The sequence below is a fragment of the Photobacterium halotolerans DSM 18316 genome, from assembly GCF_000425165.1.
Taxonomy (GTDB): domain Bacteria; phylum Pseudomonadota; class Gammaproteobacteria; order Enterobacterales; family Vibrionaceae; genus Photobacterium; species Photobacterium halotolerans.
Genome location: NZ_AULG01000014.1, coordinates 142,237 through 168,263 on the forward strand (window position 1 = coordinate 142,237; position 26,027 = coordinate 168,263).

22 protein-coding genes are annotated in these 26,027 nt (G+C 49.5%); 13 read left to right on the forward strand and 9 right to left on the reverse strand.

The annotated features are described in order from the left end of the window. Together H511_RS0102885 and H511_RS0102890 are read right to left on the reverse strand one after the other, a co-directional pair. Complete coding sequence (locus H511_RS0102885) at window positions 1–984, reverse strand: DUF58 domain-containing protein (RefSeq protein WP_027250954.1); 984 nt, start codon at window positions 982–984, stop codon at window positions 1–3. Next, window positions 981–1,946 (reverse strand): AAA family ATPase, encoded by a 966-nt coding sequence (locus H511_RS0102890; protein ID WP_027250955.1) that lies wholly within the window; start codon window positions 1,944–1,946, stop codon window positions 981–983. The genes H511_RS0102885 and H511_RS0102890 overlap by 4 nt, the downstream gene beginning before the upstream one ends. 781 nt (window positions 1,947–2,727) lie before the next feature. Between H511_RS0102890 and H511_RS0102895 the strand changes: the two genes are divergently transcribed. From H511_RS0102895 to H511_RS0102925, 7 genes are all read left to right on the forward strand, one after another. Then, window positions 2,728–3,468 carry an SDR family oxidoreductase gene (locus tag H511_RS0102895; protein ID WP_027250956.1) on the forward strand — a complete coding sequence of 247 codons (741 nt, stop codon included), beginning with the start codon at window positions 2,728–2,730 and terminating at the stop codon, window positions 3,466–3,468. Between the two features lie 24 nt (window positions 3,469–3,492). Then, the gene (locus H511_RS0102900) at window positions 3,493–4,698 is read left to right on the forward strand and encodes an acetyl-CoA C-acetyltransferase (protein WP_027250957.1); all 1,206 of its coding nucleotides are present in this window, start codon (window positions 3,493–3,495) and stop codon (window positions 4,696–4,698) included. Window positions 4,699–4,769: 71 nt separating this feature from the next. Further along, entirely contained in the window at window positions 4,770–5,117 is a 348-nt protein-coding gene (locus tag H511_RS0102905) for a phasin family protein (protein ID WP_027250958.1), read from the forward strand. A gap of 71 nt (window positions 5,118–5,188) precedes the next feature. Continuing rightward, window positions 5,189–6,973: a class I poly(R)-hydroxyalkanoic acid synthase gene (gene phaC, locus H511_RS0102910; protein ID WP_027250959.1), complete on the forward strand. Its 1,785-nt coding sequence runs from the start codon at window positions 5,189–5,191 to the stop codon at window positions 6,971–6,973. Window positions 6,974–7,272: 299 nt separating this feature from the next. Continuing rightward, window positions 7,273–8,625: a paraquat-inducible protein A gene (locus H511_RS22375; RefSeq protein ID WP_081669162.1), complete on the forward strand. Its 1,353-nt coding sequence runs from the start codon at window positions 7,273–7,275 to the stop codon at window positions 8,623–8,625. Beyond that, a complete protein-coding gene (gene pqiB, locus H511_RS0102920) occupies window positions 8,622–10,268 on the forward strand; it encodes an intermembrane transport protein PqiB (protein ID WP_027250960.1) in 1,647 nt (548 codons plus the stop codon). Before H511_RS22375 ends, pqiB begins: the two co-directional genes overlap by 4 nt. After that, window positions 10,268–10,894: a PqiC family protein gene (locus H511_RS0102925; RefSeq protein ID WP_051287761.1), complete on the forward strand. Its 627-nt coding sequence runs from the start codon at window positions 10,268–10,270 to the stop codon at window positions 10,892–10,894. The genes pqiB and H511_RS0102925 overlap by 1 nt, the downstream gene beginning before the upstream one ends. Here the strand turns inward: H511_RS0102925 and H511_RS0102930 are convergent. Continuing rightward, on the reverse strand, window positions 10,891–11,106 hold the full coding sequence (locus H511_RS0102930) for an acetyltransferase (RefSeq protein ID WP_027250962.1): 216 nt from the start codon (window positions 11,104–11,106) through the stop codon (window positions 10,891–10,893). The two genes, H511_RS0102925 and H511_RS0102930, sit on opposite strands and share 4 nt — an antisense overlap. Window positions 11,107–11,195: 89 nt before the next feature. Between H511_RS0102930 and H511_RS0102935 the strand changes: the two genes are divergently transcribed. After that, entirely contained in the window at window positions 11,196–12,101 is a 906-nt protein-coding gene (locus H511_RS0102935; RefSeq protein WP_027250963.1) for an ROK family protein, read from the forward strand. Between the two features lie 675 nt (window positions 12,102–12,776). Here the strand turns inward: H511_RS0102935 and H511_RS0102940 are convergent. After that, a complete protein-coding gene (locus H511_RS0102940; RefSeq protein ID WP_155804783.1) occupies window positions 12,777–13,937 on the reverse strand; it encodes an MFS transporter in 1,161 nt (386 codons plus the stop codon). Window positions 13,938–14,669: 732 nt separating this feature from the next. Further along, entirely contained in the window at window positions 14,670–15,617 is a 948-nt protein-coding gene (gene ylqF / locus H511_RS0102945) for a ribosome biogenesis GTPase YlqF (RefSeq protein ID WP_036758562.1), read from the reverse strand. 428 nt (window positions 15,618–16,045) lie between these two features. On the opposite strand from ylqF, the gene H511_RS0102950 reads away from it, so the two are divergent. The 5 genes from H511_RS0102950 (at window position 16,046) to secF (ending at window position 21,217) form a co-directional block, all read left to right on the forward strand. After that, window positions 16,046–17,251, forward strand: coding sequence for a cation:proton antiporter (locus H511_RS0102950; protein WP_027250966.1), 1,206 nt, complete (start codon window positions 16,046–16,048; stop codon window positions 17,249–17,251). Window positions 17,252–17,338: 87 nt separating this feature from the next. Further along, on the forward strand, window positions 17,339–17,776 hold the full coding sequence (locus H511_RS0102955) for an ion channel (protein WP_027250967.1): 438 nt from the start codon (window positions 17,339–17,341) through the stop codon (window positions 17,774–17,776). Window positions 17,777–17,912: 136 nt separating this feature from the next. After that, window positions 17,913–18,380, forward strand: a complete 468-nt coding sequence (locus tag H511_RS0102960; protein WP_027250968.1) for a hypothetical protein — start codon at window positions 17,913–17,915, stop codon at window positions 18,378–18,380. A 72-nt stretch (window positions 18,381–18,452) separates the two neighbouring features. Continuing rightward, window positions 18,453–20,300, forward strand: coding sequence for a protein translocase subunit SecD (secD, locus tag H511_RS0102965; protein ID WP_036758563.1), 1,848 nt, complete (start codon window positions 18,453–18,455; stop codon window positions 20,298–20,300). Between the two features lie 2 nt (window positions 20,301–20,302). Continuing rightward, window positions 20,303–21,217: a protein translocase subunit SecF gene (gene secF / locus H511_RS0102970; RefSeq protein WP_027250970.1), complete on the forward strand. Its 915-nt coding sequence runs from the start codon at window positions 20,303–20,305 to the stop codon at window positions 21,215–21,217. A gap of 124 nt (window positions 21,218–21,341) precedes the next feature. Here secF and H511_RS0102975 read toward each other — a convergent pair whose 3' ends face one another. From H511_RS0102975 to H511_RS0102990, 4 genes are read right to left on the reverse strand one after another with little or no spacing between them, the layout of a single operon-like run. Then, a complete protein-coding gene (locus H511_RS0102975) occupies window positions 21,342–22,724 on the reverse strand; it encodes an ABC transporter ATP-binding protein (protein WP_027250971.1) in 1,383 nt (460 codons plus the stop codon). After that, window positions 22,721–23,518 (reverse strand): ABC transporter permease, encoded by a 798-nt coding sequence (locus H511_RS0102980; RefSeq protein ID WP_027250972.1) that lies wholly within the window; start codon window positions 23,516–23,518, stop codon window positions 22,721–22,723. The genes H511_RS0102975 and H511_RS0102980 overlap by 4 nt, the downstream gene beginning before the upstream one ends. Further along, on the reverse strand, window positions 23,515–24,468 hold the full coding sequence (locus tag H511_RS0102985; protein WP_027250973.1) for an ABC transporter permease: 954 nt from the start codon (window positions 24,466–24,468) through the stop codon (window positions 23,515–23,517). Before H511_RS0102985 ends, H511_RS0102980 begins: the two co-directional genes overlap by 4 nt. Further along, a complete protein-coding gene (locus H511_RS0102990) occupies window positions 24,461–25,990 on the reverse strand; it encodes an ABC transporter substrate-binding protein (RefSeq protein ID WP_027250974.1) in 1,530 nt (509 codons plus the stop codon). Before H511_RS0102990 ends, H511_RS0102985 begins: the two co-directional genes overlap by 8 nt. Window positions 25,991–26,027: the final 37 nt, after the last annotated feature.

Genomic DNA, 26,027 nt, shown 5'->3' on the forward strand with positions numbered 1-26,027 from the left:
TTACATCTTGTTCTGTGTGGAAGGCTCAGACGCCGGATAAGGCGCTTGAGTGCTTCCGATTTGTTTCAATAACGGAATGCCCGCCGAAACAGCGTGCAGAGGTATTGCCAGTGATGAAGCCAGCTCTGTCAGGTTCTGCAGGTGACGGGAAAATTGCTGTGCCATTTGCTCCCGGGTTTGCTGGGCGCCAAAGTTAATCCAGGCTGACTGCTGGCTGTCAGTGACGAATTCACGGCCGCGATAACCCGTCTCACCCAGCTCAAGGGGATCAAACAGGTGTACAAACTGCAATCGGTTATGGCTTCGTAACTGACTGAGCCGCTTTTTATCACCGGCCTGTAACGCATAGAAATCACTCAGAATGACAATTTCACTGCCTTTAGGGCATAAGTGGTGCATGTGGCGCAGCACATCAGAAAACGTCAGCCCGTTATCCGCAGAGGTTTTGGAGTCTGCTGGATGCATGTTGATCATGGCATTGATAACCGCCAGCGGACCTTGCTGACGAGCCGTCGGTTTGCACTCACTTAACCTGTATCCGTTGTACACCAGTGCACCAATGCGATCCTGCTGCTGCACGGCCAGCCAGCTAAGCAGACTGGCAAAGTGAGCAGCCTGTACCGATTTCAGCAACAGCTGGCTGCCAAAGCGCATACTCTGACTGAAATCAATCAGTAACATCACAGGTTGTTCGCGTTCTTCGCTGAACAACTTGGTATGGGTCTTTCCTGTCCGGGCTGTGACGCGCCAGTCTATCGCACGAATGTCATCACCGGCCTGATAGGGGCGCACTTCGGTAAAATTCATGCCCCGGCCTTTTTGCCGGCTTTGATGTTGTCCATTGAGTTGAGACCACACGCTGCGAGCAGGAGGGAGCCACTTAACGGACTGATTTTTGTACTGTAGCAGCTCGGCAAGGCACAATTCATACCCGTTACTGTGCGGTGGCAGCAGAGGGGGTGTTTTCGCCGTTGCTTTTATCATGCACTGGTTACCTGCTGAATCAGTGAATGAATGATGCTGTCCGGGCTGATGCCTTCAGCTTGTGCTTCATAGCTGAGCAGTAACCTGTGTCTCAGTACAGGATAAGCCATACGCTGTACATCGTCCGGCGTAACAAAATCCCGACCGTTTAACCAGGCGTATGCCCGTGAACAGCGGTCAAGCGCCAGCGTTGCCCTTGGACTGACACCCATCTGCAGCCAGGCTGCCAGTTCATCGCTGTAACGCTTTGGTTCGCGCGTCGCCATGATGAGGCGGATAATATAGTGTTCAATGTCTTCAGCCATATGGATCTGCAGGACTTCTTTGCGGGCACTGAAGATATCAGCCTGGCTGATTTGCACGGCTTCAGAAGACTTGGTGATGTTGTCTTCCAGTGCTTCACCGCGGTTCAACCGTAAAATAGCAAGTTCACTGTCGGCATTCGGATAATTAACGTTCAGTTGCAGTAAAAAACGGTCCAGCTGGGCTTCCGGCAACGGGTAAGTTCCTTCCTGCTCAATGGGGTTTTGTGTTGCCATCACCAGAAATAATGCTGGCAGAGGATAGGTATTCCTGCCTGCAGTGATCTGTTTTTCGGCCATTGCTTCAAGCATTGCGGCCTGTACCTTTGCCGGGGCGCGGTTTATCTCATCGGCCAGTAACAGCGAGTTAAAGATAGGGCCGGGCTGGAACACGAACTCGCCGGTTTCGGGGCGGAAGATATCGGTGCCCGTTAAGTCTGCGGGCAGGAGATCCGGCGTGAACTGGATACGGTGGAAATCACCTTCAATGCATTCGGCAAGAGTTTTAACCGCACGGGTTTTGGCCAGCCCCGGAGGGCCTTCTACGAGGATATGCCCGTCTGCTAACAGTGCGATCAGTAATTGTTGCACCATTTCGGCCTGACCGATGACCTGTTGTTGTAAGTAGTGATCGAGTTGTTGGAAGGTCTTTGCAAGCATGTGTTTTTTTATCCCTTGGAGCGACTGTTTTTCCTGCACGCTTTGAAGCGTGTTGTATACACCAGTAACGTATTAAAAAGAATGATGTTATTGGTATTCGACTTTGTTCCGTCAGTGAAGTTCACAACAAGCATCAAGCAAATGATAAATATTATTTCCCTTTTTTACATTGCAAGGTGATTTTTGTCACTAATCGGATAAAAAATGAAAAACAGGATAATAAGAATGAATCACTTATTTTATTTTTTTCGTGAGGTCAGATGTGTTTTTTTTGTTGCAGTTATGCTGCATTTATTCGTTTGGTCATCAGAAATCACGTTCTCGAAACTTATTTATGTATCAGGTTAAAAGTGGTGCAACTCTGCACCATCAGAGTGCGATGAATCGAATTTTGCGGCAAGAAAATCAATCCTGAAGCGTGAAATGGCTTGATTCACAGCATTTTGTAAACTTGGCATCCCTCATGCATTGAAATATTCCGTTAACAAATCGAACTTATTATGTAATCGATTAATTGTTATTGAGTTGATTCCATGTAGGGATTTTATGGATAGGATAAATTCCCCATGTTGATATCTATATGTGTCTGTGTTCTTATAATAATTATGCAATGTAAACTTCACACAAGTGACTTGTGGGGTAGATACGCTGCGTAATCGTGGTGCAGGGAACAGGTCTGGTTCAGATGTACAGCAGCAGGTTCTCTTCAGAAAAAGTACAAAATCAGCCATCAGCGAGATGCGCTTTTTGTATTGGCAACGGATGGAAAGGAGTCTGGTAAATGACAAAGGTAGCATTAGTAACTGGCGCTAAAGGTGGTATTGGTTCTGCAATTACTCAGGGTTTGGTAGATGCAGGTTATCGTGTTATTGCCACATATTTCCCAACAGGTGAAGATAAAGCCAAAGAGTGGTTTGCTGAAAACAACTACTCTGATTCTCAAGTTCGCTTATTCCCTCTGGATGTTACGGATGCTGCATATTGTGAAGAGGCACTGACTACTCTTTTAAAAGAAGAGGGTAAGATTGATGTGCTGGTTAACAATGCAGGGATTACCCGTGACAGTACGTTTAAACGTATGACCGTCCAGCAATGGAAAGAGGTGATGTCCACTAATCTGGATAGCCTGTTTAACGTTACTCATCCTTTGTTTGCTTCAATGTGTGATAACGGGTTTGGCAGAATCATCAATATTTCCTCTGTTAATGGCCTTAAAGGGCAGTTCGGCCAGGCAAACTACTCAGCGGCCAAGGCTGGCATGATTGGTTTCACCAAAGCACTGGCTGCAGAAGGCGCACGCTACGGTGTTACTGTCAATGCGATTGCACCAGGTTACACGGGTACACCTATGGTTGAAGCGATTAAACCAGAAGTGCTGGACGCGATTAAAGCTGAAATTCCAATGAAGCGTCTGGCGCAACCCAATGAAGTATCAGCATCAGTGAACTTCCTGGCCAGTGATGCTGCAGCCTATATTACCGGAGAGACCCTCTCGGTAAATGGCGGCTTATACATGCACTAATTTAGAAGTAAGGACACTCGACACATGACCAAAGTTTATATTGTTGCGGCCAAACGTACGCCAATCGGCAGTTTTAATGGCGCACTGAAATCAGTCTCGCCAGCGCAACTCGCTGCTGTTGCTATCAAAGGTGCCATCGCTCAGGCAAATGTTGATCCTGCTAAAATCGACGAAGTGATTTTAGGTAACGTAGTGGGTGCAGGCCAGGGTATGGGCCCTGGTCGACAGGCGGCAATTTTTGCCGGTATTCCAGAGCAGGTTCCGGCCTACAGCCTGAACATGGTATGTGGTAGCGGTATGAAAGCGGTAATGGACGCTGCTGCACACATTAAAGCCGGTGATGCTGAGCTGGTGGTGGCTGCCGGTGCAGAAAACATGTCGCAGATTCCGTTTACCGTACCCGCTTCCATCCGTGATGGACAGAAAATGGGTAATCTGCAACTGACTGATTTACTGATTAACGACGGTCTGACCGATGTCTTTAATCAGTACCACATGGGTGTGACGGCTGAAAATGTCGTTGAAAAAGTGGGTCTGACCCGCGAACAACAGGACAACTTTGCGCTGGCAAGCCAGCAAAAAGCGGTAGTTGCTATTGAACAGGGCAAATTTGCTGAAGAAATCGTTTCTGTTGAAGTGAAAGAGCGTCGTGAGACGAAAACGGTTGATACGGATGAGTATCCGAAAGCCGATGCAACATTGGAAGGCTTGCAGAAACTGCGCCCGGCATTCAAACCTGAAGGTTCAGTAACCGCAGGAAATGCGTCAGGTATCAATGATGGTGCGAGCGCAATCATTGTAGCTTCTGCTGCCGCCGTAGAAAAATATGGTTTAACACCGCTGGCAGAAATCGAAAGTTATGCACAAGCGGGCGTTGCCCCTGAGGTCATGGGTCTTGGCCCTGTACCAGCGGTAATGAAAGCGCTGGAGAAAGCCGATTTAAACATTGATTCAGTGGGTCTGTTTGAGTTTAACGAAGCCTTTGCCGGTCAGGCATTGGGCGTGTTGCATGAGCTGGCTGACAACTTGAATACCAAGGTCGAAGATTTGGCCGAACGTAGCAATGTTAATGGTGGTGCGATTGCTTTGGGTCACCCTCTTGGTGCATCAGGTAACCGTATTATTGTCAGTCTGCTGCACGAGATGCGCCGTCGTGGCACAGAGTATGGTCTTGCCACACTGTGCGTCGGTGGTGGTATGGGTACAGCTATCGTACTGAAAAGTGTCTGAACGACTCGTTAACTAACTGGCGTCAGTATTCACTGGCGCTGAAAATAGCACTTAAATTAAGGAAACATATTATGTATACGGAAATGTTTAAATCTTTCTCTGAGCAAACTGAAAAATCACTGGCACCTTATGTGAAATTCAACAAGCTGTTCACTAAGAACGTGGAAGAGCTGACTGAGCTTCAACTGGCAGCGGTACGTGCTTACAGCGATTTGGGTCTGTCTCAGCTCAAAGCAATCAGTGAAATCAAGGATCTGCAATCACTGACATCTTTCCAAAGCCAACAGCTGGAAAATCTGACTAACTTGTCTAAGCAACTGGTTGATGACAGCAACAAGTTTTCAGCACTGGCTCAAGGCTTCAAAAATGAAGTTGAAGAGCTGGTAGCAGAGAATGTAAAGCAAGTTACACCCGCTTAAGTTCTTTTCCTGTCTTAATGCCGTCCCGTCTTGTGGGCGGCATTTTTAGTCCAAAAGCAGAGGTCATTGCGATGAACCCGAATTTTTTCACGGACTACTTTGCTAAACTCCAGGAAATGAACCAAGCGTGGTGGAAGGAGTTTGATTCCGGCAAGGCAGCCATTAATACTCCGCTCAATAAAGCGCTGAGTGAGTTGAATCTGGAAGACACAACGGCTTGGCTGGAAAATGCATCTGCGCAGCCTGCTGTTATTGCAAAAATTCAGATGGATTGGTTTGAAAGCCAAATGAAGATTTTGCAAAACGTCACTATGTCTGGTGATAATCAGGATGTTGTTACTCCGGCAAATGATGATAAACGATTTATCGATCCTGCCTGGCAAAACGAAGCTTTTTATAACTGCATCAAGCAATCTTATTTGCTGTTCAGCAATAAGATGAAAGAGACCATTGATTCTATTGAAGGTTTAGACGATAAAGCGAAAGAACGTTTGAACTTCTTTTCGCGTCAGGCCATTAACGCACTATCGCCTACTAACTTTATTACCACCAACCCTGAGCTGGCAAAACTGACGGTTGAAACCAACGGTCAGAACCTGATTAAAGGGATGGAACTGCTGCATGAAGACATGCAGTCCAGCGCGGATGTATTGAAAATCCGCATGACAAATGGCGATGCATTCCAGGTGGGCGATAACATCGCGAACACGCCAGGACAGGTCATTTTCAAAAATGACTTGTTTGAACTTATTCAGTACAAACCGCTGACAGAAACCGTGAATGCAACCCCTGTGCTGATTGTTCCGCCGTTTATCAACAAATATTACATCATGGATCTGCGAGAGAAGAACTCTATGGCTCGCTGGCTGGTGGAACAGGGACACACTGTCTTTATGATTTCATGGCGTAATCCTGATGCGACAATGCAGGATGTGGATTTCGATACCTATGTATTGGAAGGCGCGCTAAAAGCATTGGATGTTGTCGAAAGTGTGAGTGGTGAAAACCAAATTCACACCGTAGGTTATTGTATTGGTGGTACATTGTTGGCGGCAGCGCTGGCGTACAGCTCTGCGAAACGTATGCGCAACCGCGTGAAATCAGCCACTTTCTTTACCACCATCCTCGATTTCTCTCAGCCGGGTGAAATTGGTGCTTATATTAATGACCCGATCATTTCGGCCATTGAAGCGCAGAATGAGCTCAAAGGCTATATGGACGGTCGTTCACTGAGCGTGACATTCAGTTTGCTGCGTGAAAACAGCCTGTACTGGAACTATTACGTCAACAATTACCTGAAAGGAAACAGCCCAATCGATTTCGATCTGCTGTTCTGGAATGGCGATAGTACCAATGTGGCGAAAGCGTGTCACAGTACATTGTTACGTCAGTTCTATCTGGAAAACAAACTGATGGATCCGAAAGGGTATAAAGTGGGCGGTGTATATATTGATTTGTCGAAAATCAAAGTACCGACTTACTTTATTTCTACCCAGGAAGACCATATTGCTCTGTGGCAGGGTACTTATCGTGGTTCGAAAGTACTTAAGGGAGATTCAGTGTTTGTGTTGGGTGAATCCGGACATATTGCTGGTATCATTAATCATCCTGACAAAAATAAGTATGGTTTTTATACCAACGATAAAGCTGAATCTGATCCCGAAGCTTGGTTGGCGGGGGCGACACACCACAGTGGCTCATGGTGGAATCACTGGAATACCTGGTTGAATGGCTTTAATTCTGAAGAGCAGGTATCTGCCCGTGATATCGGAAATGAAAGCTTCCCACCTATAGGTCCAGCGCCTGGTGATTATGTGAAGCAGACACTGCCGATTGAGTTTTCAAACTCAAATTAATCGCTGATAACAACACCGATCTTGCAAAAACCAGTGGCTTGCCACTGGTTTTTTTATGGTTGAAACACAAGTGTTGTAATCGTCTGGATCATTGGAACCCAAGGACAAGGTCTGAAGTGCCTGTCCCGACAATTCCGGTTTCACTGTTATTCGCGGATGCTAAAGTGCCTGTCCCGATAATCCTCGTTGGCACGATTCATCTCTCTGTATTTGAACGCTTTATCTCTTAAGAAATCCCCCTCATTTAAAGCGTCCCTATCTATACTGGTTTTATGACTACCCAAAGAGGTAAGGACGGCATGCAGCACGAGCAGCAAACTGCAGGGATAACTGGGTGTGAGGAATGCGGCTTGGTGGTTGCTCTGCCAGTGTTAGAGCCTGGGCAGCGTGCATGTTGCCCGCGTTGTGGGCATTTGCTGATGAAAACCATCAAACACCCTCAGCAGCGGACATTGGCCTATGGTATTGCTTGCCTGGTTATGCTGGTACTGAGTGTCAGTTTTCCTTTTATGTCCTTCAGTGTGCAAGGTATTCAGCAAGAAATCACCCTGATGCACTCTGCTCAGATGCTCGTTCAATTTGAGAACAGTTTATTAGGATTACTGTTGTTACTGACAGTTGTCATTTTACCGGCTTGTTATATCAGCTCTGTTTTATATCTGTATTGGGTAAGTGCTGAACATGGAAAGATTGATAGCGACAGTGTCAGCCACAGAGTCAAAAGTTTATGCCGGCTGACTCTTCGAATCGAGCCCTGGCTGATGGTTGATGTCTTCCTGATAGGCATTCTGGTCAGTCTGATCAAAATTGCCGCACTGGCAGATGTCGGGCTAGGGATGTCATTCTGGGCCTTTTGCCTTTATACAATGCTGGTTGTGAAATGTGTCGCCATGGTTGACAGAACCTGGCTCTGGCTGCAGTTCGCCCCTATGGTGCCATTGCCGGAAGTAAAAGCAGGCGACAGCCATCACTCTAATAACCATATTTCCTGTCACACCTGCGCGCAGCTGAACCCAGTTGCTGATGGACATCAGCAAAGGTGTATACGTTGTGGCGGGAAGCTGCATCCCTATCACCCGGCAGTAAACCTGCAGTATGCCTGGGCGTTATTGCTGGCATCGGCTGTCTTCTTATTTCCGGCAAATCTGTATCCGATGATGTACACGGTAAGCTTGGGTAAGTCTGAAGGTTCAACCATTATTGGCGGGGTTGTGCTGCTCTGGCATCACGGATCTTATCCCATCGCCATGGTGATCTTTATCGCCAGCGTGGTGATCCCTCTGGCCAAGATTTTTGCACTTGGATGGCTTTTTTTTGCGGCAGCGCGAAACATTGACGATGAAGACAGAAAAGCCATACGGCGTTTAAAGTTGTACAGGATGGCTGAGTTTATCGGCCGGTGGTCGATGATTGATATTTTTGTCGTGGCACTGCTTGTTGCATTGGTGCAGTTACAGAATTTGATGGCGATTTATCCGGGACCGGCAGCGCTGTCTTTTGCTTCGGTCGTCATACTGACCATGCTAGCGGCGATGGTGTTTGATCCACGTGTCTTCTGGCAAAACACGCTGTCAGGAGAAAAAACAGACCAGTCCGCAGAGTCTGAGCAAGGTGCAAACACGACCATTATTCAGAAGGAACCTCATTCATGAGCGATCAAACGCCGCCAAAAGCTGAAGTCAGCCAGATTCGACAGCTATCGCTGATATGGCTGGTCCCGATTGTTGCCGTATTGATTGGCTTCTGGATGCTGATACAGTTTGTGGCCAGTAAAGGCCCAGAAGTAACACTAAAGCTCAATACCGCAGAAGGTCTCGAAGTAGGTAAAACTGAAATCAAAGCTTTGAATGTCAAAGTGGGTGTCATTACCAATGTAAAACTCAGTGATGATTACAATTCAATTTTAGCGACAGCCCAGATGGACAAAGACGCGGAAAGAATGTTGCGAACCGACACGCGGTTTTGGGTGGTGAAGCCACGTATCGGCAAGGAAGGGATCTCCGGGTTAGAAACCTTATTATCCGGTGCGTATATCGAGTTGCAGCCCGGTGTGAGAAATGATGAGCAACGGACATTCACTGTGCTGGATATCCCCCCGGTAGCACCGCTGGATGCGAAAGGACTACGGTTGATCCTGACCCATAATGAGGCAGGAAAGCTAAGTGTTGGTGATCCGGTACTTTATGAAGGGTTTACTGTCGGTCGGGTAGAGCAGGTCAGCTTTGATACTCAGTCTAAAAAAGCGAATTATCAGCTATTTATCTTTGAGCCTTATGATGGGCTGATTCGCAAGCGAACCCGATTTTGGTTAACCTCTGGTGTCGAGCTGAACATGTCGGCAGAAGGTTTTAATCTCAAAATCGGTTCGGTGGAATCACTCATCACAGGGGGCGTCAGTTTTAATATTCAGCAAGGTGCCGAGCCGGGTGAATTAATCACCAAACAGCTCAGCAGATTCCGGCTTTACAACAATCAGAATGAGGTTCGGGAGCGTTTTTATGATCAGTACCTGGAATATGTGCTGCTGTTTGACGAATCGGTGCGTGGTTTAAGTGAAGGGGCGCCGGTTGAATACCGCGGGATACGCATTGGTACTGTGTCAAGAGTGCCCTTACGTTTACCCAATCAAACCCGGGGGTTTTCCAATCAGCAAATTCCGGTGCTTGTCAGATTAGAACTCGCACGAGTGCAGGAGTATGTAGGGACTGAAAACCTGCAGACCTTACAGGAAGATCTCAGTCAGCAGTTTCGGGAAGGTTTACGTGCTTCATTGAAAACGGCCAATTTCTTAACCGGGCAATTAATGGTGGATGTGGAGTTTTACCCGGAAGAGCCGGATCCAACCTTGCTCACTTATAGAGAGTATGATGTTTTTCCCACCAAAGCCGGTGGGTTTGCAGAGATTCAAAAACAGGTTGCATCGTTACTTGATAAGCTAAACAACCTACCCGTGGAAAGTACCCTGAAGGGGCTGAATCAGACGCTGACCGCGACAGAGCGCACGTTGAAAGCCGCTGAGCAGGCTGCAAAAAGTGTGAATGTGTTGCTTGCACAACAGGATACAAAAGCCATACCCGCGGAACTGCGAAACAGCCTGGCGCAAATTCAGGCAACGTTGAACAGTTATGGCTCTGACGGGGCGACTTACCGAAATCTTGAACAGGTGCTGATACGGTTTGAGCAGGTGATGAAAGAGCTGCAACCGGTACTAAGGCAAGTGAATGACAAACCTAATTCGCTGATTTTTTCAGACAGTAAAGGTAAAGATCCGATACCCGCAGCAGGAGTACAATAATGAATTTTCGTCACTGTTTACTATCTGCCGGCTGGCTGGCAGGGTGGGTGTTGACAGGTTGCAGCAGTCAGCCTGAAGCGTCGGATATTACAACTTACCTGTTACCTCAGGCGCCTGAGCAATCGGCGCCGGCGTTAGTTACACAACAGCCAATATTAGTGGTATCACCGGTTGAAATGGCGCTGCACTTAACGGGCACAGGGTTAGTTTATCAAACCAGCCACACGGCCGTGGTTCAGGCGCAGCAAAATCTGTGGGCTGAAGATATTACCCGTCAACTGACACGGCGTATTAACGGCGATCTGCGCCTGAAGCAGTCACGTTACTGGCCGACAGAGTTATCGGCAGCGATTAAAACGGCCAATGTGCCCAGGCTGCAAGTCAGGGTAAACGCATTCAATGGCCATTTCAGCGGTTCGGCGTATTTCAGTGGTGAGTGGATTTTGACCGGACAAACCGGAGACCTGAAAACTGTGCAGCCATTCAGCTTTCAGGTCCCTTTAAAAGCGCCGGGGTACAGTGCGCAGGTGGATGCCTTATCGGAAGCAGTGAACCGGCTCACCACTCAGATAGCCCAGCGGATGTCAGCGGTGACTTTGTATTCCGGGGAGCGCAGCAGCCTTTAACGTTGTTGTAATCGGTAATACCCGTTCATCCAGCATTCGGGTAGTCCTTCACCAGATGGAAAAGCCAGGTGCTGTTTGTCCATCGAAACAGGATCAGCCAGATCTTCACCGGATTGAAACTGAACAGTGACATGGCGTTTAAAGGGGTTGGTGAGTGAGGCCATGTCTATCACATCAACCAGATCCCCGGTTTTCGCTTCTTTCAAAAACATAGTACCAACCTCCAGCAGTCATCAGGTCATGGAAGGGGTATTCTAATTATGGTCGATTTTAACTCAGGCGTGGAAAAGGACGATTTTTAATGGATCACTATTATTGGGGTATAGATCTGGGAGGCACAAAAGTGGAGTGTGCGGTGATGGCACGCTCCGATGATCGCTGTGTACTTCGCGAGCGTATTCCCAGTCAGGCTGAGAAAGGTTATACACATCTGCTGCAGCGGATAAAGTTGCTGGTGGACAGCTGTGCAGAGCAACTTGGTTGTTATCCGAATGCGATTGGTTTTGGTACGCCGGGTGCGTTGGATCCAGCCACCGGCGTAATGAAAAACTGTAATTCCACGGCGTTAAATGGTCGGCCACTGGATACAGACCTGGCCGAGTTGCTGAATGTGAAGGTCAGACTGGCAAATGATGCAAACTGCCTGGTGCTGGCAGAAACGCAATTAGGCGTGGTTCAGCAAGTGAACCCTGGTGCGGAAGTTGTCTTTGGCATCATCATGGGGACGGGTGTGGGAGCTGGGATTGTCGTTAACGGTAAAGTCATTAATGGCTTGCATGGCATAGCGGGTGAGTGGGGGCACAATGTTATCGAGCCGGAAGGGCGAGCCTGCTATTGCGGAAAATACGGTTGCCTCGAAACCGTGATATCCGGACCGGGTTTGGAACAGGCTTATCATGCCAGGACAGGTGTTCACTTATCTTTGAGCGACATTATGCAACTGGCTCAGCAGGGCAATGTGGATGCAAGGTATGTAGAGGAGCGATTAATTCACTATTTTGGTCTTGCGGTTGCACAGGTGATTAATATTCTCGATCCCGGTGTGATTATCGTCGGCGGTGGTGTTGGCAATATCGATAAGTTATACGATGAGGGCAGGCAGGCGATAATACCGCACTTATTTAATTCAGTGCTAAAAACCCCTGTTGTGAAGCCGATTTTGGGGGACAGTGCAGGCGTTTTTGGTGCAGCAATGTTAGTGAAATAAGCAGATTATTTTCAAACCTACAGCAAGATAATGGCACTAATTGGGATATCACCCTTCATTCTTGTAAGAGATCTCTTACAAAGGCGTGGGAGATTACGTTTATTTCATTGCTGTTAATTCTTATGGTAAGTGAATTAATCTTTATTATTCAGTCTGATAGGTTGATTTTCTGAGTTGTTGCTTTAATTGACATGTAAAGTGTGATCTTCGTTCGTTGCGCAGAATTCTGAATCGAGTAATCTGTACCGCGTCGGAAGGAACTGACGGAACGGAACAGGAACAGGCCACGGATTTTGGCAGTCTCAGGATGAGACAGGTACATCAGGAAGGTGTATCGACAAGGACTGTGAAGGGAACAATCGGATGGATTCGATACAGTAGGTAGGATGCTTACTGGTCAGGATGACATAAGGACCACTTCGGGAAGAAGTAAGGGACACCTCCAGGAAGGAGAAGAGAGTTGTAACAGGACGTTGCAATGGGTCAGGGTAAGACCAAGTGGAACATCTCCGGGACGGAGTTTTAGGGAAACGCTGAAGGATACAGCAATATCAAGGAATGATGCAGGGAGCACATTAGTAGCTGGATTGCTGCAAGTAAGACCTAAGGGCGCAACGAAAGTTGCGCCCGCTCTTTTTTATAGACAGAAATTTTTTGTATCCCGAAAAAGTCCTGTTAACCCGCCACAATCTGCGGCTTCTGCTTCAGGCTGACAATCAGCATATAAACTGCCGTGCTGGCCAAAGCAACAAAGAAGAAGTTGTTCAGTCCATGCTCCTGTTCCAGAAAGGTCCCGGCAACCAATGGACCGGCAACAGAACCTAAGCTGTAGCTGAAGAGCATGATCTGTGTGGCAGATACAATCACCGATGAATCCAGCTCATCACATGCCAGCGAGATTGCAATCGGATACAGCGCAAAAGAAGACATACCCAGTAGCGCCAAACCCACCACCATAATACTGTAACCGGGAATCAGGCTCATCAGTCCGGTTGCAAAAATACCTAACAGACAGGCCGCTGCCATCAGCAGGGTTTTACTCATCTTACAGGATAACGCGCTGACCACAGGCTGAATGGCCATGCCACCCAGAACGGTCGAAGCCATTAAGCCACCAATTTGCTCAGCGGTCAGGTTTTGCATCTGCAGCGAAATAGGCAAAAGACCGTACACCGAACTCATGACAATACCTGAAACGAAACACCCCAGCACCGCAGGTTTGCTCAATGCAAAAATCTGGCGGGCAGACAGGCTGATGTGTTGCTCGCAAGCCGGTTGTGATTGCTTGCATGCCAGTGCGGGTATTGTCGCCAGGGTGATTAACCCCAGAATACTGACAAAAGGCAGCAATCCTTCCACACCAATGAAGCCAATGCCAAATTGCCCCAGAGTGCCGCCACCGTAAAGGGCTGTCATGTATAAACCCAGACGCTTGGCTCGTTCTTTTTTGTTATCGCCAATCAGTAGCCAGGACTCAACGACCACAAAGATGCCTGCCACAGCGATACCGGCCACAAAGCGTGCCATCAGCCAGGTTAATTGCTCAGGTACCAGCGGCATAATGACAATAGTGACTGCCAGCAGCGCCAGAAAACTGACAAAGGCAATTCTGTGCCCGATACGAGCCACCACTTTTTCGACCAGCAATGCGCCAATCAGTAACCCTAAATAAAATGTACTTGCCAGCCAGCTGGCCAGAGAAGCAGGCAGAGCAAAAAAACTTAACGTCAGTGGGATCAGGCTCATTAGATAACCTGATGCAATAGCAAAAATCGCCAGGCCGGCAACCGGTACAAAAATACCGCCGGACTGACGAATAGCAGTGATATGACTCACTACAGTAATCTCCAAATTAAAGGGTGCAGGCCTTGCAGGGAAGCCGTTTGGTTCAACAGCTTTGGGTGGACCTGCTTAAAGACGTTACAGGCGATGCCTGTGTATATTGCGCAGAATATGGACTTAAAAACGGTGAAGGTAAAATGAGAAAAAGTAATATCCAGTGTTGGTTTTTCTCACACTTATTATATGGAAAAACAGCTATTTAGAACTGTTAGTGTTTAGTTGGGTTAAATTAGTGTTAATTTAAATACTGGCTATTATTATTCAATGGCTTATGAATATTAAAAATAGCGATTGGGCAATTATTTAGACATGTAAATATTCGTTATCTATCAAATAATTGTGGTTGATTTTTGACCGCTAATGGACTGGCAGCATAAAATAATTTCTTTTTTGTTTGATTGTCAGCATTAGTCTCGTGAAAAGGTGCCTGGTAGTTCTTTTTGGTGCAAAGATTCACTTATCCAGTGCAAATTTTTATGACTGTTTTTGGTTAACAAGCGGAAGGGATGACATCAACTGATTATAAATCAATGACTTAAAAAGTTGGCACGATGTGTGCTTTGTTATAGTCAGGCTGTGGTGGTGAAAACTTGTAATCTTGCAGGTCACGGTTACAAGCGATCTCTGAGCCACTGCAGACTACTGAGTGTAGGTACATTTTGTCGATTGATTGACTGTGGTGCTGTTCCGCGTAGCGGGGGAACAGCACCTTTTTTTATGCGGCGTTTATCGCTTGTTTCTCAGATAGCGTTTACGCCTTTCTTCTTTGTTCTTGGCTTTATCGGCCGCTTTACGTTCATTGTCCAGGGCAACATCAATCAATTCCTGAGTGATCATTTCTGGCCGTTCCATGGTGATTTGTCCCAGTGTGCCATTGCGCAGTTCATTAATCAGAATCTCGGACGCTTTGTGTAAATCCACTTTGCCGCCTGAACGCAAGCAGCCGCGTTTACGGCCAATGGCTTCCATCAGCTCAATTTCAGATTCCGGTAATTCATCTTCCAGCTCGTAACGCTTCTGCAAAAGGCTCGGGTAGGCGTCTTTCAAATATTCCACCGTAAAGAAAGCCACATCAATATAGTCCATGGCGGTATCTTTTACGGCACCGGTAGCGGCCAGGCGAAAACCACTGTGCGGGTTTTCTACTTTTGGCCACAAAATACCCGGGGTGTCAGACAGCACAATGCCGTTTTGCAGATTAATGCGCTGCTGCTGACGGGTAACGGCGGGCTGGTTTCCTGTAATGGCCACCGATCGGCCCGCGAGGGTATTGATGATGGTCGATTTACCGACATTGGGAATACCCATGATCATGGTGCGAATGTTTTTGCCCATCTCTTCACGGTTAGGCGCCAGCTTACGGCACAGCTCCAGAATTTTGTGAACTTCATTCTGGTTTTCTGTGGTGATCGCCATGGCTTTTACATTGTGCTCTTTCTCCAGATGCGCAATCCACAGTTCCGTCATTTCCGGATCGGCAAGATCGCGTTTGTTCAGTACCTTAATAACCGGTTTATCGCCACGCAAAGACGCAATCAGTGGATTTTCGCTGCTGAAGGGGATGCGGGCATCAAGCACTTCAATGATGACGTCGACTTTTGGAATGGCTTCTTCAATTTCTTTACGGGCTTTGTGCATGTGACCCGGAAACCATTGGATAGTTGTGCTAGACATTTGAAAAATAAACCTTTTACTAGTAATGGTAGTACTTTGAGTTTGGAAGCGCTTTTCAATATCGGGTAACGCACACCTCAAAAACCTGATGTTTCTGATGGTGGTCCACCTGCTCAGAAAACAACCCTCAAAGTCATAATGAATTGCAGTGATCTTAACACTAGAACGACTGGACGTGGTAGGTAGATGGCGCGAGTGGTTTATCTGATGTCAATGATTCAATTGCTCTCATGGCTGCGAATCTTAAGTGAATTGAATCGAAACAGCCTTGGGAAGGCTTATAGTTTTGTTGAGCTATTGTCGAATAGCTGCCATACCATATTCAGGCTGAATGACTGGTAATGCGTGATACTTAATGCTGCAACTCTGGTTACAATTTTACTCAAACCTGTTCGCGTGTGTCTTCATGCAGCAGAAGGGGAGGATGAATGCAACACCATGAATTGCTTATTTTCTTCGCGTTATTACTGTTTGCATTTGGCTTATTTTCAAAGCTGGCAGAACGCAATTGGCTGACCGGTCCCATGGTATTCATGAGTATCGGTATTCTTGCTAGCCCATTGGCACTGAATCTCTTTAGTGTGACACCGGAACTGGAAGCGGTCACATTAGTTGTTGAACTTGCACTGACAATTGTACTGTTCACTGATGCATCACTCATTGATCTAAAAACGCTTTCGCATTCGTCGTCGAGAATTCCTGCACGTTTACTTCTGATTGGATTACCCCTGACGATGCTATTTGGCACGATACTCGGCGCATGGATGTTCGACGGCAACAATATCTGGGCTATTACACTGATGGCGCTGATTCTGTCACCTACTGATGCGGCTTTGGGACAGGCTGTGATCAAAAGCATAGAAGTGCCGAATCGCGTCAGGCAGTCAATCAGCGTGGAGAGTGGACTCAATGATGGCATCGCGTTACCGCCGATACTGTTTTGTCTGGCAATCCTGGGCGCAGAAGCAAAAGGCGAAGGACCGGAGTGGATACACTTTCTGTTTTTGCAAGTGACTCTTGGGCCTGTCGTCGGACTGGCCGTTGGTTATCTTGGCGGAAAGCTGATAGAGCATGTGTCACGGAATGATTGGATGGACGAAGGCTTTCTGCGCTTATTAGCATTACCACTCGCAATTCTGGCATATTCTTTCGCTGAGAGTGTTGGGGGGAACGGCTTCATTGCCGCATTTTGTGGTGGCATTGGGCTGCGTCTTGGCACGGTTTCTATTGAGGTGCGGCATAAGATGCAGGAGTTCGCAGAAACCGAAGGCCTGCAGCTCATTTTAGTGGTATTCCTGATCTTTGGTTTAGCAATGGTGCCTGAGGCTGTTCCTTATTGGGGATGGACAGAGCTCGTGTATGCACTGGCTAGCCTGACTGTTTTGCGCATGCTTCCTGTTGCGATTTCTCTGCTTGGGGCAAAGCTCGACTGGCCATCTATCTGGTTTATTGGCTGGTTTGGCCCAAGGGGAGTTGCGTCAGTGCTGTATGTGCTAATGGCTCTGGCAGCGATTGGGTTCAACGGGTATGAGCAGATCATGTCAGTGATTGTGTTGACGGTGGCAATCAGTGTTTACGTACACGGATTCAGCGCTGTGCCGCTGAGTAAGCGCTTTGGCAGCAGACGAAGCTGAATGTTTGCACATAGCGTAAGGTGATCAGCGCTGTCTGTATCGTGAACGCAGGTGTAATTGGCTGGTTCGAACGGGACGGGGGATAACATGCTGATCAATATCATTCTGGGTATCAGTGTCATGCTTATTTGCCTGATGTTCCAGAGTTTACTGCTGGTTGTGTCGTTGTCTTTTTATGTTAATCATCATGCTTGGGTAGAAAGCCCGCGGTTGGGGTCGCGTTTGCTCTTGCTGATGAGTGTGATGACGCTTTTGCTCATAGGCAACTTCGTACAGATTGGCGTCTGGGCCTGGCTGTTTTGCGGATTAGATGAGTTTACTGACTTTGCGACGGCTTATTATTTTTCTTGTGTGAACTTCGCCACCCTGGGATATGGCGATATTGTGATGTCCGAGCGCTGGCGTTTGTTAGGACCGATTGAGTCGTTAAACGGAATTGCCATGGTGGGTGTTTCCACCTCGACTCTGTTATGGGTGCTGCAGGACACACTGCGAATCATGAATCAGAAAAAACAAATAGGCTGAGTGGAGACCGGAGACTTAGCTGCATGGCCAGAATAGCGAATTAGCTATCTGAGCTAATTCGTTTTCACCAACATTTTACTTGAGCGCCGTCACACTCGGACTTATAGTGCATTGTTGGTTATTGAGTTGGCATCTTATGTCCTGGCATATCATTCGCATGTTTTGGTTATCGTTTTTTGCGCTGTTTTTCTCTGCGCAGGCGATGGCGTGCCTGGATGATCAAGGCGCTGGCGCGACGGTTAAACACCGAGTTGTGGCAGCATCCTGCCTGATTGATGCCGTTCTCAGCGAGCCAGCTTCCCGTCATAAAAACTCCTCTGATTCAGCACCGGTCACCCAATCACAGCATTCGGGCTCTGCGGTCGCCATTCTGCATTCTGTCCGCTGGCACATCTCGCAGCGATACAATGTTCACGATGGTGATCCGGATCGTCTTGATCTGGCTCCGCCTTGGTATCCGGTCAGCGACACCCGTCTGACGCAGCGTTTTGTTCAGCCAACAATATACCTGGCTTATCAGGATTTTCGTCCTTCTTATCGTATTTCCGGCTGGAAAGAAACCAACGCCATGTATGTGGCACTCAACAGCCATTACTTCATCTGATAGTCCCTTTTAAATTGGTGACATTGTCACATTTGTTGTTTTTTAACTCGGCATATCGCTGAGGGGATATTGATGAAGAAGAATCATACTAGAGCATCAGTACGGGTGCTTAATCACTACGCGGCCTGGAAATATGTGGTGCTGGTGGTAACCGTTGCGGTGCTGGCATTGAGTGCCATTCCGACCTGGTACGGCGAGCAGCCGTCTATCCAAATCCAGTCGGCCAGCGCCGGAAGTGAGCTGAATCATGTTGTCAGCGTGAACCGATACCTGAAACAGCAGGGTATTGAGGCACAGGAAATTAAGCAGCAAAACAATCAGATGGTCATCGTTTTTGATAACGAATCTGATCAGTCTCAGGCTCGTGAAGCGCTGGATAAGCGGGTGAAAGAAGGCGATAACATCACCTATTCATATGTCTCTGTGGCACCTGAATGGTTCGGAAAAATGGGCTTCAGCCCGATTCAGCTGGGTCTGGACTTACGCGGTGGCGTGCAGTTTCTGCTTAATGTGGACGTTGATACTGCGTTTCAGGAACAGCGCACCGCGATTATGGATGATGTGACAGAGATGCTGCGCAATGAGCATCTGCGCGGGGTACGCATCAGACAGCATGATACGGATGGTTTCAGCGTTGAAAACAAAGCAGAGACTAAAGACGCCACTGTGCTGAACCTGATCAGCCAGTATGTGAAACAGCATTATCCGGGCTGGGATGTCAAACGAGGTTCAGACAGCCTGACCGTATTGCCGACCAAACAAAACAAGCTTGATTTCCAGTCGGCGACGCTGCAGCAGAACCTGAAGATCATGCGTGATCGTATTGAAGAGCTGGGTATTACCGAAGCGCTGGTTCAGCGTCAGGGCGAGCACAGTATTCGCATTGAGCTGCCGGGTGTGCAAGACCCGTCACAGGCCAAAAATGTAATTGGTGCCACCGCCAGCCTGGCATTTTATGAAGTGAAATCGGGTTCTGAAGCAGCCTCCGCTGATGTGATCAGGCTGAAAGATAACAGTGGCCGCACTGTGATTCTGAATAAACGTCCGGTACTGAGCGGCGAGCACATTGTCAATGCACGGGCAGGTATGGATCAGGTGGGGTTCTCGGAAGTGAACATTTCGCTGGATCATGCCGGTGGCAAGATCATGAGCGACTTTTCGGGCAAACATATCGGCAAACCGATGGCGACCGTCTACCGCGAATACAAAACCAATGCCCGGGGTGACACCGAGCGCAGCGAGCGCGTCATCAGTGTTGCTACCATTCAGTCGCAGTTGGGTAACCAGTTCCGTATTACCGGAGCGGGCTCCCCGGATGAAGCGCAGCAACTTGCCTTGCTGTTACGTGCGGGATCGCTGACGGCGCCGGTGACTATCGTTGAAGAACGCACTATAGGCGCATCGCTGGGTGCGGAAAACATAGAAAACGGCTTTTCCGCATTGGCACTGGGTATGGCACTGACGCTGACCTTCATGGCCTTGTGGTATCGCCGACTTGGCTGGGTGGCCAATGTCGCGCTGATGGCAAACATGGTGTGCCTGCTGGGCCTCATTGCATTGCTGCCGGGTGCTGTGCTGACTCTGCCGGGGATCGCCGGGCTGGTACTGACCGTAGGTATGGCGGTGGATACTAACGTACTGATCTTCGAGAGAATCAAAGACAAACTGGCCGAAGGCCGGAGCTTTGCTCAGGCTATCGACCTGGGTTTCAGCAGTGCATTCAGTACGATACTGGATGCCAACATCACGACTATGATTACCGCACTGATCCTGTACTCCATCGGAAACGGACCTATTCAGGGATTCGCGCTGACCTTAGGGCTGGGACTGCTGACCAGCATGTTTACCGGCGTGTTTGCTTCACGGGCATTGATTAATCTGATTTGGGGACGCGACAACCGTCGTGATGTGAGGGTGTAAAGATGGCTAGTTATTTGAAATCCCGGATTCGGAATATCCGTTACATCACCAGTATTGTGTCTATCGCGCTGATGGTGATTTCGCTGGCAGCTTTTGCCATCAGAGGTTTGAACATGGGGCTGGATTTTACCGGCGGTATGGTGACCGAGACGGCGATCAGCCGCTCGGTCACCAGCCACCAACTGCTGGAGGTGCTGAAACCGGCGCTGGGTGATTCCACCTCAGTGACGAGGTCCGGGGCTGACGGGCGCTGGGTGATTCGCTACGCGTTGCCTGAACAAGGAGCAGAGGCAGGACAGACAGTTCCTGATGTCGAACAGTTGCTGCATCAGGTGTCCGGCCAGGTGGAGATCATCAGCAACAGCATGGTGGGCTCTCAGGTCGGTCAGGATCTGGTCGAGCAGGGAGGATTAGCACTGCTGGTGTGCATCCTGTGTATTTTGGGTTACCTCTGCTTCCGTTTTGAGTGGCGGCTGGCCAGCGGGGCCTTGCTGGCGCTGATTCACGACGTCGTCCTGGTGTTGGGCTTTTTTGCGCTGACCCAGATGGAATTTAACCTCACGGTATTTGCTGCAGTGCTGGCGATTCTGGGTTATTCGCTGAATGATTCGATCATTATTGCAGACCGGATTCGCGAAATGCTGGTGGCGAAACAGCAAACGCCGACGCCGGATATCAATGATCAGGCAGTGATCGCGACGTTTTCACGCACTATGGTGACCTCTGGCACTACGCTGATCACCGTTGCCGCGCTCTGGTTAATGGGCGGGACACCCCTGGAAGGTTTCGCGACCGCAATGTTTATCGGCATCATTTCCGGTACCTGGTCATCGATTTCGATTGGGACTGTTTTGCCTGAATGGTTAAAGCTGGAGCCAAAACATTATCTGCCGGCTGAGGTCGATTCGGCGCCTTAATTTAGCAGATAAAAAGAGGTCAGCTCACGCTGACCTCTTTTTTTGCTTTACCGTTGGAATCTGATTTGCCCTTGTTATAGCCAGACTTCGACACCTGTCTCAATCTTCCTGAGTCGGTTTATCTCTACAACGCAATGATCTTGTGACAGGTTTTCTCCAGCGCTATTTTGTCATGGCTGATAAGCACTAAAGCACAACCCATTTCCTGAGTCAGTTCCACAATCAGCTGGAGCGTACTGGCAGCTGTAATGGGATCGAGACGCGATGTGGGCTCATCGGCGATCAGCAGTTTAGGTTTCATCAGCAATGCCCGCAGAACGGCAAAGCGCTGCAGTTCACCGCCAGAGACCTGAGTCGCTTTACGGCTCAGCAGATCGTCTGAAAGTGCCAGTCGTTGCATCAGCGGCTGAATATTGCGGGTACCCAGCTGATGGTGACGGCACAAATCATTGAGCAGAGTTTGCAGCGTGGCGCTTTTGGCAAGGGCGCTGGGGGGATCCTGATACAGTTTCAGTGCATCACCTGTCCTGAGCCGCTGCTTGTACGTCATGCACCCCGCTGAGGGGCTCTGTAAGCCCAGTATCAGATCTGCGAGTGTTGACTTACCACAGCCGCTGTCACCGCTGATGCCGAGAATCTCACCTGCTGCCAGGGTAAAACTCAGATCGCGGAACAGGGTTTTATCACCAAATTGCATGGTAAGGGATTCGGCCTCTATCAGCGGCTGGCCTGTGTCGGGCAGCTTTGCCTGCGGCCAGAAACGGGGATCGGCGGCGATCAATGCTTTGGCGTAAGCCGATACCGGCTGTTGCAGGAGACGCCCGGCCGGGCCGCGTTCCTGAATCACGCCTTTTCTCATCACAATGATTTCCCCACCTAAGCGCTGGGCGACTTCAATATCGTGGGTAATGGTCAGCACGGCGCCTCGTTGTTTATGGCTGACGAGTTGATCGATGATCTGATCTTTGCGGCTGGCATCCAGCCCTTTGGTCGGTTCATCGGCGATCAGCAGCTCACCGCCTGCCTGCGTTGCACACAGGTACGCCACCCGCTGCGCCATGCCCCCGGAGAGCTGGTGCGGGTACTTTGCCATATCCTGCTCCAGCTCAACGCTGGTGAACGCGCGCTCGGTCTGTGAGTGTGCCTGCGCTGGGTCATTATTGACTATCTCGTGGACTTCACGGACCTGTTCACCCACGGCCATCAGCGGGCTCAATGCATACCAGGGCTCTTGCGGCAGCACCGAGAGTTTTTTTCCCCACAGTTTCTGCCGTTCGGACAGGCTCAAATCCTGCTGAGCCTGTCCGAACAGATTAATGCGCCCTTGCATCGACAGTGTGCCGGGCAGGGTGCCGATAATGGCATTGGCTAACAGGCTTTTTCCTGAGCCGGTTTCACCGAGAATAGTGACGGCTTCACCTTGTCGCAATTCAAAGGACAGCGGATTGACCAGCATTTGCTGCTGCGCCTGTACCGAGAGTTGTTCGACATTTAATAGTAGGTTCATGACTGCTTACCTTGTGCCAGCAGGTGGAAACTCATCACCAATAAAAAGACCACCGCGATCGGTTGCATCAGCACCCAGGGGGCCTGCTGGTAATAGCGGAACAATTCCACCATCATCAGGCCCAGTTCGGCTTCGGGCGGCTTCAGTCCGACATAGAGAAAACCGATCGAAGCCAGTGCCAGAATGGCATTGCCGGCGCCGAAACATCCCAGAGTGAACAGATCCGTTTTCAGCTCTGGCCAGAGATGGCGTTTGAACTGGTACCACACGCCGAAACCATAAAGGCGGGAGGCTTCGATCTCCGCAGAGCGCAGCAGCACCAGCGTACGGCTGCGAACCACCCGGAAATATTCAACCCAGAGCATCAGTGAAATCGCCAGATACAGGATCAGAAAGGAGCCCGGCACCATAGCGCCAAACAGCAGCACCAGAATCAAACCCGGCAACGACAGCAAGATGTTCACCAGCCAGGACAGGGTTTTATCCCACCAGCCGCCTTTCCATGCTGCGATGATGCCAGTCAGCAGGCCGAGCGCCGCCGAGGTTGCCACACTCACCAGTGCCATCAGCAAGGATGTTGTAATGGCGCTGCCAAGGCGGGCATAGTTACTGCGCCCGTAATGGTCGCGGCCCAGCGGTTCCTGCCAGCTTGGTGCGGCAAAAACCTGAGACAGCGATTGCTGCGCCGGATCGCCACGGTAAACCAGTGTTTCGATTACGGTGAACAGTACCAGTGTGGCAAGCACAGAGAGACCCAGCCACTGGCTGCGGGAAAGTGATGTGAATACTGTCATGCCATCACCTGCTGCTTAGCCAGCCGCTGGCGCGGATCAAGCAGGTACTGTGAGATGTCGATCAGTGTATTGATGGCAACAAACAACAGGCCCATCAGCAGGGCGGCACCCTGGATCATCGGGATATCGCGACGAAAAATCGCGTGGGATAAAGCATGGCCGATACCGGGCCAGGAGAACAGCGATTCAATCATCACAATACCTTCCACCAGGCTGACAGCCTGAATGCCGACGAAAGCCATGACGGGCAGCGCAATATTCAGCTGGCCGTGGCGGCTAAAAGCCTGTTCGTGGCTCAGCCCTTTCAGTCTGGCAAACTGAAAGTAGGGCGCATTCAGCACCTGATGGGTTGAGTTGCGGATCATACGGCTCGACATGGCTGCCATACTGAGTGCCAGTGACAGCGCAGGCAATACCAGATATTCCGGACTGTCGAAACCAGCCACAGGGAACAGGTTGAAATGTAAGGCGAATACCAGAACGAGCAGCAGGCCAATCAGAAAGACCGGCTGGGCTTTAATGATAATGGCGCTGAACAGTGCAGCATGGTCGCTCCACTGATTAACGCGGCGCCCGCAGTACAGGCCGACCGGAATCGCAATGAACAGCGACAAACCAGTGGCTGCCGCCGCCAGCAGCAATGAGTGACCTAACTGATGAGGCAGCGCCTGAACCACAGGTTCGCCGCTGACCAGAGAGTTACCCAGGTTAAAGTGCAGCAGATCCCACAACCAGCTGAAATACAACTCAATGCCGGAGCGATCCAGCCCCAGTTCACTCTGAACGGCTTGCGCCGCTTCGGCATCGACGTAGTCGTAGCCATAACGTCCTGCTGCAATACGATAAGCGATGTCACCCGGGATCAGGCGCATCAGCACAAAGGTCAGCGTGCCGACTGACCAGGCGACAAACAGCGCCTGGCAGAGTCGAGAAAACAGAATCTTAATCATTGAACTGCATCTCCGACACCCGGTAATTGATTTCAAACGGGTCGAATGAAAAGCCGCTGATCTTATCGTTTACCGCAACAATCTGACGGTAATAGGTTACCGGAATCAGCGGCATTTCATCGGCCAGTAAGCCGGCTGCCTGTCGGGCCAGTTGGCGGTATTGCGCTGAGTCTGGCTCCGCCGCCAGCTGTACAAGCAGGTGGCTGAAGGTTGGTGAAGACCAGTGCATCGGTCCCCAGTCTGAGCCTTTTTCGGAGGCGAAGTCGTTCATCAGCAAAGGCAATGGGTCTGCCAGAGTACCGAAGTTACGTGCGATCAGTGCCATTTCCAGACTGTTGTCATGATGTTTGGCCGGGATCGCGCTGGAGTTATCAATAGAAATCTGAACATCTATGCCCAGCTCACGCCATTGTGCCTGGAGCGCGGTGGCTATCAGCGGCAGCTCAGGGCGGTCGGCGTAAGTGACAAGCTGAATGCGGAAAACCTTGCCGTCTCTTTCCAGCAAACCCTGATCGTTAGCTCGCCAGCCTTGTTCCGCGAGCAGGTCTCTGGCCCGTTCAAGGTTGCGCTGGGCCGTGGCTTGCTGATCGATATGCCAGGCCCCTAATGCCGGAGAAAAAAGCTGGTAGGCTGCCGAACCCGGTAAGCGCAGCACCGATTGCGCAATCCCTTCCCGATCCAGCGCCAGACTCAATGCCTGACGTACCGACTTGTGGTTTAGAAACGGATGTGCGTTGTTGAGTTTTACCAGCACAGTACGCGGCATGGACTCTACATGCAGCTGCAGATTGTTGGCAGCTTTCAGACTCTCAATACTGATAGGATCCAGCGTGTAAACCAGATCCATCTGACCACTTTGCGCCAGTAACGCCCGGCTTTCAGAACGGTGGCCCGCCAGATATTCAATGGTTTCAATGTGCGCTTTCCGGCCCCAGTAGTCGGCAAAACGGCTGGCTTTGGCTTTGTGCGGCGGCTGCAGCTCTGCAATCTGATACGGACCTGTGCCCTGAAGTGCCACGATCTTACCGTTATCGCTGAAAGAACCGGGGATCACGATAGCGGTCGAGTAGTGTGCCAGAACAGAAGGCAGCGCGCGGAACGGTCGCTCCAGCGTGATTATCACCTGATTATCCCTGGCCTGAATCGACTGTATCGGCACCTGGCGAATGACGCCCGGTTTAGCGAGTGCCTGATTGAGTGACTGCGCTGCTGCTTCGGCTGTCAGCAGGCTGCCGTCGTGGAATTTGACGCCCGGGCGGATATTGAATATCCAGTTCAGGCCGTCTGCACTTTGTTGCCAGCTGTCTGCCAGCAGCGGATAGAGTTCTGCCTGTTCATTGATGCCGACCAGTGATTCCACCACTTGCAGACGGGAAAACAGAAATCCGTCTTTCGACATATCCTGGCTGTTAAATTCAAACGGGCCGGAAATGGCCAGCGTCTGGTGGGCTGGCGAAGACGGTGGCCAAAAGACGAGGGCACCAGCTGCAACCACTAAGGTGAGCAATAAAATTTTTTTCATGTTCCTTCAAATTGATTTGTTATAACATAACAATATT

Coding starts and splice junctions, on each gene's coding strand:
- H511_RS22375 (WP_081669162.1), top strand. CDS start 7,273: ATGCAGCACGAGCAGCAAACTGCAGGGATAACTGGGTGTGAGGAATGC.
- H511_RS0102925 (WP_051287761.1), top strand. CDS start 10,268: ATGAATTTTCGTCACTGTTTACTATCTGCCGGCTGGCTGGCAGGGTGG.
- ylqF (WP_036758562.1), bottom strand. CDS start 15,617: ATGTCTAGCACAACTATCCAATGGTTTCCGGGTCACATGCACAAAGCC.
- phaC (WP_027250959.1), top strand. CDS start 5,189: ATGAACCCGAATTTTTTCACGGACTACTTTGCTAAACTCCAGGAAATG.
- H511_RS0102885 (WP_027250954.1), bottom strand. CDS start 984: ATGATAAAAGCAACGGCGAAAACACCCCCTCTGCTGCCACCGCACAGT.
- H511_RS0102950 (WP_027250966.1), top strand. CDS start 16,046: ATGCAACACCATGAATTGCTTATTTTCTTCGCGTTATTACTGTTTGCA.
- H511_RS0102990 (WP_027250974.1), bottom strand. CDS start 25,990: ATGAAAAAAATTTTATTGCTCACCTTAGTGGTTGCAGCTGGTGCCCTC.
- H511_RS0102930 (WP_027250962.1), bottom strand. CDS start 11,106: ATGTTTTTGAAAGAAGCGAAAACCGGGGATCTGGTTGATGTGATAGAC.
- secD (WP_036758563.1), top strand. CDS start 18,453: ATGAAGAAGAATCATACTAGAGCATCAGTACGGGTGCTTAATCACTAC.
- H511_RS0102900 (WP_027250957.1), top strand. CDS start 3,493: ATGACCAAAGTTTATATTGTTGCGGCCAAACGTACGCCAATCGGCAGT.
- H511_RS0102895 (WP_027250956.1), top strand. CDS start 2,728: ATGACAAAGGTAGCATTAGTAACTGGCGCTAAAGGTGGTATTGGTTCT.
- H511_RS0102890 (WP_027250955.1), bottom strand. CDS start 1,946: ATGCTTGCAAAGACCTTCCAACAACTCGATCACTACTTACAACAACAG.
- secF (WP_027250970.1), top strand. CDS start 20,303: ATGGCTAGTTATTTGAAATCCCGGATTCGGAATATCCGTTACATCACC.
- H511_RS0102960 (WP_027250968.1), top strand. CDS start 17,913: ATGTCCTGGCATATCATTCGCATGTTTTGGTTATCGTTTTTTGCGCTG.
- H511_RS0102985 (WP_027250973.1), bottom strand. CDS start 24,468: ATGATTAAGATTCTGTTTTCTCGACTCTGCCAGGCGCTGTTTGTCGCC.
- pqiB (WP_027250960.1), top strand. CDS start 8,622: ATGAGCGATCAAACGCCGCCAAAAGCTGAAGTCAGCCAGATTCGACAG.
- H511_RS0102955 (WP_027250967.1), top strand. CDS start 17,339: ATGCTGATCAATATCATTCTGGGTATCAGTGTCATGCTTATTTGCCTG.
- H511_RS0102980 (WP_027250972.1), bottom strand. CDS start 23,518: ATGACAGTATTCACATCACTTTCCCGCAGCCAGTGGCTGGGTCTCTCT.
- H511_RS0102905 (WP_027250958.1), top strand. CDS start 4,770: ATGTATACGGAAATGTTTAAATCTTTCTCTGAGCAAACTGAAAAATCA.
- H511_RS0102975 (WP_027250971.1), bottom strand. CDS start 22,724: ATGAACCTACTATTAAATGTCGAACAACTCTCGGTACAGGCGCAGCAG.
- H511_RS0102935 (WP_027250963.1), top strand. CDS start 11,196: ATGGATCACTATTATTGGGGTATAGATCTGGGAGGCACAAAAGTGGAG.